Origin of the sequence: uncultured Streptococcus sp. (genome assembly GCF_915066115.1) — a bacterium.
Classification (GTDB): domain Bacteria; phylum Bacillota; class Bacilli; order Lactobacillales; family Streptococcaceae; genus Streptococcus.
The window spans coordinates 1-8,795 of the sequence record NZ_CAJZDT010000078.1; the positions used below are offsets into that span (position 1 = coordinate 1).

Sequence of the window (8,795 nt, forward strand, 5' to 3'; positions counted from 1 at the left end):
TTTTTTGATACTTTCTATTCCGAAATGTTCAATCAATCTCATCATGTATCTTAGCCCAGAAACATCCACACTAATTCTTTTTGAAAGTTGCTTTAAGCTTTGACCTTGCTTTTTATGTTCATAGCTCTGAACTTTATCCTCATAAGTTATTTTCATAATAAAACACCCCAAAAGCTAGATTTTTCTGCTAACTTTCGGGGTGAGTTTAACAATAAAATGTTTTATTGTTAAGCTGATATATTCATAAGAACTATAAATCCTAAAATCCACATAATTACAGAAATTACAATACCTACGATACCAAGTATTTTTTCTGTTTTATAGTCCAGCTCAGACTCTTTTTGATGTGAATTAGCTAACACTAATCCAATAATTCCCAAAACAAGCCCTACCACTGGTAGTAGGAAACCAAGAACGATAGATAGGATACCTAAAACAAGGGAAGATTTCTTCTTTTCTTTCATATTATAAAACTCCTAAAATTATTACCACTAAATTATATCAAAAGAAATAGGTTTTGTCTATATAATACTATAAGTTTTTTATCATATTAATTATGGCAATCTCTCAAACTAAGTTCCACTTGTCTACCCAAAGCGGAACTTAGTTTGAGAATTTAGCTTATGTTAATTAGTCTTCACTTTTCCATTCCAAGAATCCAATCCATAAGAAAGGATATAAATCTCAGAGAAACCTTGCTTTTTCAGATAAAGTGCTGCATTTGTGACACGTTGCGCACGTTGATTTTCGTAAAGAAGGACAGGTTTCTCCTTACGAAGGGCTGCAAGACTAGTCTTCAACTGACTTGAAGGAATATTGCGTGCACCAAGGATATGTTTTCTGTGGAATTCAGCTGGCTCACGCAAATCAATCAATTGACCCGTACGAATCAAGGCTTCAAACTCCTCATTGTCTACGATTTTAGCCGCACGACGAATACGGAGATAGTTAAAGCCCATCCACGCCAACATTGCTAGTATAAGTGCCAACAAAATCCAAGTAACCATTAGTTCATTTCTCCATTTTTCTCAATATAATCCAATTCTACCTTGTGCTCTCTGCGAAGAACTGCTTCTGCCTCTAAATAGTCCAATTTATCCATCAACCCTGCATCGTAAATTCGAGAGAGCTCCAACTTCATCAGTTCAATATCATATAAGCGTTTTCCCATGTAAACGATAATACCAAATCGTTTGAGGAATTGCTGCACATCATAGAATGTTTTCATAAGACTCATTCTAGCAAAATTTTGTGTTTTTTTCAAGAAGAGACTCACACAATGCTCCTGATTTTCCTATCTTCTTTGGCGATTCTGACGCAAGTGTGGTACAATAAAAACATGAGAATTCAACAATTACACTATATTATCAAAATCGTCGAAACAGGCTCCATGAATGAGGCAGCCAAGCAACTCTTTATCACCCAACCAAGTCTTTCCAATGCTGTGAGAGATTTAGAAAATGAAATGGGTATTGAAATCTTTATCCGCAATCCCAAGGGTATCACCTTGACCCGTGATGGGATGGAGTTCCTCTCTTATGCCCGTCAAGTTGTCGAGCAAACTCAACTTCTGGAGGAACGCTATAAAAATCCTGTCGCCCACCGCGAACTCTTTAGCGTTTCCTCCCAGCACTATGCCTTTGTGGTCAATGCTTTCGTATCTTTGCTCAAGAAAAGTGATATGGAAAAATACGAGCTCTTCCTTCGTGAAACGCGGACTTGGGAGATTATCGATGACGTCAAGAACTTCCGTAGTGAGGTCGGTGTCCTATTTTTTAACAGCTACAACCGTGATGTTTTAACAAAAATGCTGGATGACAACCATCTGCTGGCTCACCATCTCTTCACAGCCCAGCCCCATATCTTTGTCAGCAAGACCAATCCTCTGGCCAAGAAAGACAAGGTGAAACTGGAAGATTTAGAAAACTTCCCTTACCTCAGCTATGACCAAGGAACTCATAACTCCTTCTACTTTTCAGAAGAGATTCTCTCGCAGGAATACCACAAAAAATCTATCGTAGTCAGCGACCGTGCTACCCTCTTTAATCTCTTGATTGGTTTGGATGGTTATACCATTGCGACAGGGATTTTGAACAGCAACCTCAACGGAGACAATATCGTTTCTATCCCACTTGATATTGATGATCCAATTGAACTGGTCTATATCCAGCATGAGAAAACCAGCCTATCTAAGATGGGCGAACGCTTTATCGACTATCTACTAGAAGAAGTTCAGTTTGATAGTTGAGAAATCAGCAAGATTTTATTATAATAAGCAAAAAAAAAAACAAAAGGAGTTTAATATGAAAAAGGTTTTACTTGCTAGTGCAGTTGCCTTATCTATTTTAGGATACACTCAAACAACTGCCCAAGCTCAAGAAAATAAAGCAGAGGTAGTACGAGAAAATGTGACAATTCCTCATTCAAGTACTTCAAAAATCGAAAACCAAGAAAAATCGAAAGAGAAGGTCGAAAAAACAGACAATTCTTCTAAAATTGATGATAAAGAAGAAAAAATAGAGAAAAAAATCCTGCTACAGAAGAGAAGAAGTCTGAAGTAAAAAAAGAAGAAAAAGTTGAAAAAGTCAAAGAAGGTTGGCAGGAAGAAAATAATAACTGGCGCTTTTACGAACACAACAAACCTGTTACCAACTGGAAAAAAATCCAAGGAAAGTGGTACTACTTCAATAAAGATGACCATCGACTAAGCAATACAACCTTTGATGGTTATGTTTTCAATAAAGATGGAGTGATGGCTGAAAACGGTTGGAACTTTATCAATGGAAAATGGTACTTCGCTAATTCTTCTGGAAAAATTTCTCAGAATAAATGGGAGAAAATTGGTGGTGCTTGGTATTACTTTGACAAAGATGGAATCATGCTTAGTAATACAACTTTTGATAACTATTTACTGACCAAAAGTGGAGCTATGACCACAAACGGCTGGGCAAAAATCGACCAAAATTGGTATTATGCCACATCCTCTGGAAAAATCTCTCAGGACAAGTGGGAGAAAGTCAATGGTTCTTGGTACTACTTTGATAAAAAGGGAATCATGTTGAGCTCAACTACATTTAAGGGCTACCTATTTAATAACAGTGGTGCTATGGCTGAAAATAGCTGGGTAAAAATTAAAGATAATTGGTTCTATGCGAACGCATCTGGAAAATTTGTCCAAAACAAATGGGAAAAAATCAGCGGTTCTTGGTATTCTTTTGCTCAAGATGGAGCTATGTTAGCCGATAAATGGTCGGGAAGCTATTATCTAAAAACCAATGGAGCCATGGCTGATAATGAATGGATATTTGATAAAAACTATAACAGCTGGTTCTTTTTGAAGCGTGGTGGAATGTATGCATCAAAAGAATGGATTGGAGCTTACTATCTCAAAGCTGGTGGTTATATGGCTAAAAAAGAGTGGATTTACGACGACACTTATAAGGCTCGCTACTACTTAGATGATAATGGACATTATGTTTCCGGAACTTACAAAATTGACGGTAAAGACCATCTATTCCACAAAAATGGTCAATGGATTTCTGAGGTCTCAAAAGAAGTTGGTTTTGTAAAAGGCCAATACAGTAGAACCATCTTTTTAGATCCTGGACATGGTGGAAGAGACTCAGGTGCATACTATTACAATGTCGCTGAAAAAGACCTCAACATGCAGGTGTATCGTAAATTACGCAAAAAGTTAGAAGAACTTGGCTACAAAGTTCTTACTTCACGTGATAGTGATATTGATGTAGATTTTGTTACAGAGCGTTCTCGTATGGTTAACAAGACTAACTCTGATATCTTTATTAGTATTCACTTCAATGCGACTGGCAGCGCGTACTCTAGAGCTAGTGGCATTCAAACCTATTCCTATAGTGATGATCCTGATTATCCAAGTAAAATCAACCCATACTGGCATAACCATCCTGACCGTATAAGTGAGAGCAAGCGCCTCGCAGCAGCTATCCACTCTTCATTGTTAGCTGAAACTGGTGCTAAAGATGCTGGTTTATTGGAAAGAAGCTTTGCCGTTCTTCGAGAAACTGCTAAACCAGCCGTCCTCCTAGAGCTTGGTTATATAGATAATTTCGCTGAAAATCAACAGATTCGAGATAGCCACTATCAAGATAAGCTTGTAGCAGGTATCGTGAAAGGAATTCAAAAATATTACGCTGGTAAGTAAAAAAGGGTCTCGAGAAACCTCGAGGCCTTTTCTATTTGTCTTCTTTTGTATCTTTATCAGGAAAGAGGTATCCAATACCAATGCAAGCTAGTACGCCCGCTCCAATTACCAAGCCACTTGAAATTGGCAAAAGGTCTAAAATTGCATTTGCAATGATAAAAGCAATAATTAAACACATCAGACTAGCCTTGTAGTCTTTTTTCAAAAAATTCTCTAGAGTGAAAAAGAGGAACAGACCAACCGGAATGAGTGACCAGAGGTTTACATCCAAACTTGGCCATCCAACAGAACCAAAATACAAAACCAAAGCTGAAACTAGCAAGAATCCAATACCTAATAATTTTTTCATTTTTATCTCCAATTGCTTTTTTATGAACTTGAGTTATCTGATAGTGACGCCTCACGTCCCTTACAAAAATCATTATAGCAGAGGTCAGTTTCAAGAACAAGTTCTTTTGCCTATCTGGTCTCTATATCAGTCTAAGTGGTTGAAGTGTTAAGATAAAAGAAAAGAAGCCCTAATAAGCTTCTTCATTCTAGCGATTGCAACAGTATTTCTGAACTAAAACAATCGAAAGTTAGATTCTAAACTAGTTTTTTCTAGTTATTATTTTTCTTTTCCTTAGATTCTAGAGAAGTTTTGATTGCTTCGCGTTCAGCCTGTAGTTGAGCTAAATGTTTCTCTTCTTCCTCAAGTTTACTAGTATCTGGTTTTACACGATAATAAACATCTTCTGGTCTCGACAACATCGCTTCATACTGCTGTCCTGCAAACAGTCTCTCCTCGTCATGATTGCTTTTATCTGTCAGTTTTCCATCATCACCAGGTTGCATGACAACTCCACTTGGTACGGCAACTACCACAAATCCTCCTGCGACAGAACCTTTAGTGTGTGCACTTAGACTTTCAACTTCTTTAAAGTTGGAATCTGAACTTCGATTTTTCAGATGAGAGTAACTATTGTCCAATTCAACAGTATATTCAAATTTTTGACCATCTCTAAAGCTAGTTATATAAATTTCACCAGACTCATTAATGACATATTCATTGCCCGACGGTGTACGCCATGTGCCTTTCAAACTAGATAAATCATTATTTCTTAATGCTTCAATATCCAGTTTCGGAACTGCAGTTTCTTCTTTTAGCTTGCTAACTACCTTCTCTGACTCAGAGACCTTGCTATCTAAACTGGTTAGCTGTTCCTTGAGTTTTTGAATCTCCTCTTCTTTCTTCTTCTCATTCTCAGACGCTTTCGAAGTATCTATCGCTTCTTTACTTGTGTTCTCTTTTTTAGCAACTGAAGAAATGGCTTCATTTGACTCTTTCTTTGCGTTAGGTGAGAATAAGAAGAGGCTTGCTAGGATTGCAACGACCAAGAGACTAATGGCAATGCCAATATAGACTTTTATTTTAAAAAACTTGCCCCTAATCTTAGATGGAGAAGTTCCTTTCACTACCTTCGATACAGTTGATTTCGGACCATTTCTCTCTTCAAAATGTTTCTTAGTCATAGTATTCCTCCCATTTTTCACTATATTTCACCTATATCTTAAACAAATTCGTAAGATTTGTCAGTATCCATGAATGGATGGATTTTCAAAAGAAAACCAATCAACTAACCCTTAAATATTGGCAGCAATAGAATCATCCATTAAACTCTATATCGAATTTATTAACATAAATTATACCATAATTTTTAAGAATTTTATATATTTTTATAGTCTAACTATGATAATGAAAAGGAGCTATCCTTTCATATTATTCACTTATATTATGTTTATAAAAAATCTAATAGGCATATTTACTTATCATATTTCATATAGCCTGTACTTCATCAAATAAATCTTGAGTTTTTACTACAATTGTAAAAGCACAGTTTTTAATATATAGTTCGATACTGTATTTTATGAAATTGGTAAAATCCAAAAAATCTTCCTATCTGTAATAAGAAGATTTTTTGTTATCTAAATGAAGGCCATTAATACATTCTAAGAGTTTATAATTGTCAATGTAAACTTAAGAATTAAGTATTAAATAGTAATTGTCAGCAAACTGTTTAACCATCACAGTATCTAACCTCAACACATAAACATCTTTTCTATAGATTTTGTCTTAATCTTGATCTTTTTTCTTCAATCCAAGAAGTGCTCCTACTATAAACAATATTCCAGCAATAAATGGTGTAAGAACTGCTCTAACTGTTCCGGCTTTTGGCAACCTGTCAGAATGGTTAGTATCCGACTTACTATCAATGTTAGTATGTTTATTAGCTATGTTCGCTTGTTTATTAAGATAGACTTCCTTCTTATTTTCAAAGTTTTTATCAAGAACTGTAGTTGTAACATCCTTAGTTGAATCAGATTTTTGTGAATGATTTGCTCTTTGTAAGTCCTCTCTTCTATGACTTTGATTTAATTGACTAGGATTTACCTGTGGGTTGTCTTTCTTTTTGGATACATCAAAAGTAGGTTTATTTTCCTCCTCCTTTTTCTCCTCTATTTTCTTGAATACAGGTTTTATAAGTGTATCTTTTGACACATTAATAACATAACCAGCATCTTTTTTCCCTTCGAAACCAGCAATTTCCCAACCATCAAATTGATAGCCTTCTTCTAATTCACCCTTATAGACAGGTAAAATGAAATCTTCTTCCGCCACTATCGTTGAACTCATTTCTTTTCCATTTTGAATGGTCACAGTTACCATCTGAGGTTTTAATTCACTTACCTCTCCCGTATCTTTGTTTAAAATGAATTCTTTTACGGTTGTATTTCTTGCAAAATCTTTTACAACTATCTTAATGTTTAGTGTCTTATCTGCTATTTGTTTAATATCAGCAAATGATTTATATTCTTTTCCATTTACATAAATATGTTGTTCTTGAATCTCACCATCGAATCCATTATTTCTTTTATCATTGATATTAAAGACTACAGATTTTCCCTTAGCATATTCGATACTAGTATTTCCCTTAGGATCAATGCTTACTTCAGGTTTTACATTATCATATAAAAATTGATAGTGTACTCCAACCGCTTTCGCATTCAAATCACTATAGCCAGTTTGAAGATAAACGTTTCCATCCATATCAGTTACCTTATCTGGGAATCCGTTTGCTTTATAGTCTTTCATCCCCCAGTCCATGATGTCACCATCTTTAACATTAAGCTTAATGTTAAAATCTCTAGTGTTATCAATGTGTAAATCTCCGTAGATTAAATAATTATCTACAACTGATTCATTAACTCTCAACTCCCAGTTAAAACCACCCTTATCAGAAATCTTACCTCTTAAATAGAATTCTGGATTTCGTACATAAATTTTATTAGATTTAGATGGATTAAAGTAGTTCTTGTCCATTGAAAGATTTACTGGTTTTGCATCAATAAATAACGTAGAGCCATCTTCTTTTATAGCTTCTACATTGGACTTATCCTCTCCAGTGTACTCTTTACCATCCTTACCAAATAATACCAGTTTAGAAGAATCTGTCACAAGATTTCCATCTTTATCGATTGCTTCCCCTTTATCATTCATTTTAAAGGTAAACACTTGATACCTTACAATGTTAAAGCCGTCCAAAGCCGACATTAATACTGATTGAGTACTTCTTCCATCTTCAACATTTCTACTATCAGCATAAATTATTTTTTCTGATAAGACTCTTAGATTAGGATTTGCCTTTTGGATTTTTGCAATATCTTCCTTGTCATAGACTCCATTCCCTTCTAACATATCCGTTTTTCCAGGATTATAGGTAGTCACTTTTAGTGCATAGCCTTTTCTTAGAATGATGTTATCCTTCAATAGATATTGTTGTTTTTCTGAATCAGCATAGATTTTACCAGATTCCATGTCTGTTAAATTGTTTGGTTTGTTTTTCGAAAGATCTCCTTCTCCTAATTCTATGACATTCCCATAACTTGATGCATAGGGATATTCCGTTTTAGTTTCCTTATTTTTTTCAGGCATTCTAATTTTAGTTTCAGCTTTTATCTGATCATCATCTTTAACAAAGAATCTCATATCTCCTGCAAAAGCTAATCCATCCACAATATCATTAATATTAGCGTATAAATCAAATGTCATCGTTTTTGAGTGAGAATCATACTTGGTCGTTTTGATTTCTATCGATTTATAGTTATTGCCATAATATACCTTGGCATTTTTAGAAACATTACTTATCTTTCCAAGAATTTCAAAGTGTCCATCTTTAGATGGGCTTAAAACACCATAAATTTTTGATTTGATTTCATCAAGTTTTTCAGTTTCATATTCTAAGGCACTACCATCGTCATAAGCAATGATATTTCCCTTATCATCGTATTTATAATCGTATTCCTCTGTTCTCTTACCAGTTTCACTTGTAAAGTCATCAACTTCTCTAAATTTCTTTTTAATGAGTTTCTTTAAGTCTTTGCTTTCAAAGTCTCTAATTGTTGAAATGGCTTTATTGATAGTAAAGCTAGATTTTTCTTCAATAGACTCTTCATTTCCTTGATGATGTTCTACCTCAGTTGTATCTTTTTTAAGAGTATCCTCTTTTCTATTTTCTAAATTTTTAAATTTAGATTCGACAATCTCGCCAAGCTTTTGGTATTTAGATGAATCTTG

6 protein-coding genes and 2 pseudogenes are annotated in these 8,795 nt (G+C 34.9%); 2 read left to right on the forward strand and 6 right to left on the reverse strand.

The window, feature by feature from the left end; translation table 11 throughout:
- Window positions 1-227 precede the first annotated feature (227 nt).
- The 3 genes from QZ565_RS06270 to QZ565_RS06280 form a co-directional block, all read right to left on the reverse strand.
- Complete coding sequence (locus QZ565_RS06270) at window positions 228-464, reverse strand: hypothetical protein (protein WP_004261680.1); 237 nt, start codon at window positions 462-464, stop codon at window positions 228-230.
- Window positions 465-626: 162 nt separating this feature from the next.
- Window positions 627-1,007 (reverse strand): rhodanese-like domain-containing protein, encoded by a 381-nt coding sequence (locus QZ565_RS06275; protein WP_125386119.1) that lies wholly within the window; start codon window positions 1,005-1,007, stop codon window positions 627-629.
- Window positions 1,007-1,276 carry a YqgQ family protein gene (locus tag QZ565_RS06280; RefSeq protein WP_004261684.1) on the reverse strand — a complete coding sequence of 90 codons (270 nt, stop codon included), beginning with the start codon at window positions 1,274-1,276 and terminating at the stop codon, window positions 1,007-1,009. Before QZ565_RS06280 ends, QZ565_RS06275 begins: the two co-directional genes overlap by 1 nt.
- Before the next feature lie 63 nt (window positions 1,277-1,339).
- Here QZ565_RS06280 and QZ565_RS06285 point away from each other — a divergent pair, with 63 nt between their 5' ends.
- Together QZ565_RS06285 and QZ565_RS06290 are read left to right on the forward strand one after the other, a co-directional pair.
- Window positions 1,340-2,248: a LysR family transcriptional regulator gene (locus tag QZ565_RS06285; protein WP_042750500.1), complete on the forward strand. Its 909-nt coding sequence runs from the start codon at window positions 1,340-1,342 to the stop codon at window positions 2,246-2,248.
- Window positions 2,249-2,438: 190 nt separating this feature from the next.
- Window positions 2,439-4,180, forward strand: a pseudogene (locus QZ565_RS06290) (N-acetylmuramoyl-L-alanine amidase).
- A gap of 31 nt (window positions 4,181-4,211) precedes the next feature.
- Here the strand turns inward: QZ565_RS06290 and QZ565_RS06295 are convergent.
- From QZ565_RS06295 to QZ565_RS06305, 3 genes and pseudogenes are all read right to left on the reverse strand, one after another.
- Entirely contained in the window at window positions 4,212-4,529 is a 318-nt protein-coding gene (locus tag QZ565_RS06295; RefSeq protein ID WP_004269832.1) for a hypothetical protein, read from the reverse strand.
- A gap of 251 nt (window positions 4,530-4,780) precedes the next feature.
- Window positions 4,781-5,692: a DUF6287 domain-containing protein gene (locus QZ565_RS06300; RefSeq protein WP_295527078.1), complete on the reverse strand. Its 912-nt coding sequence runs from the start codon at window positions 5,690-5,692 to the stop codon at window positions 4,781-4,783.
- Window positions 5,693-6,293: 601 nt separating this feature from the next.
- Window positions 6,294-8,795, reverse strand: a pseudogene (locus QZ565_RS06305) (serine protease); the annotation flags it as partial.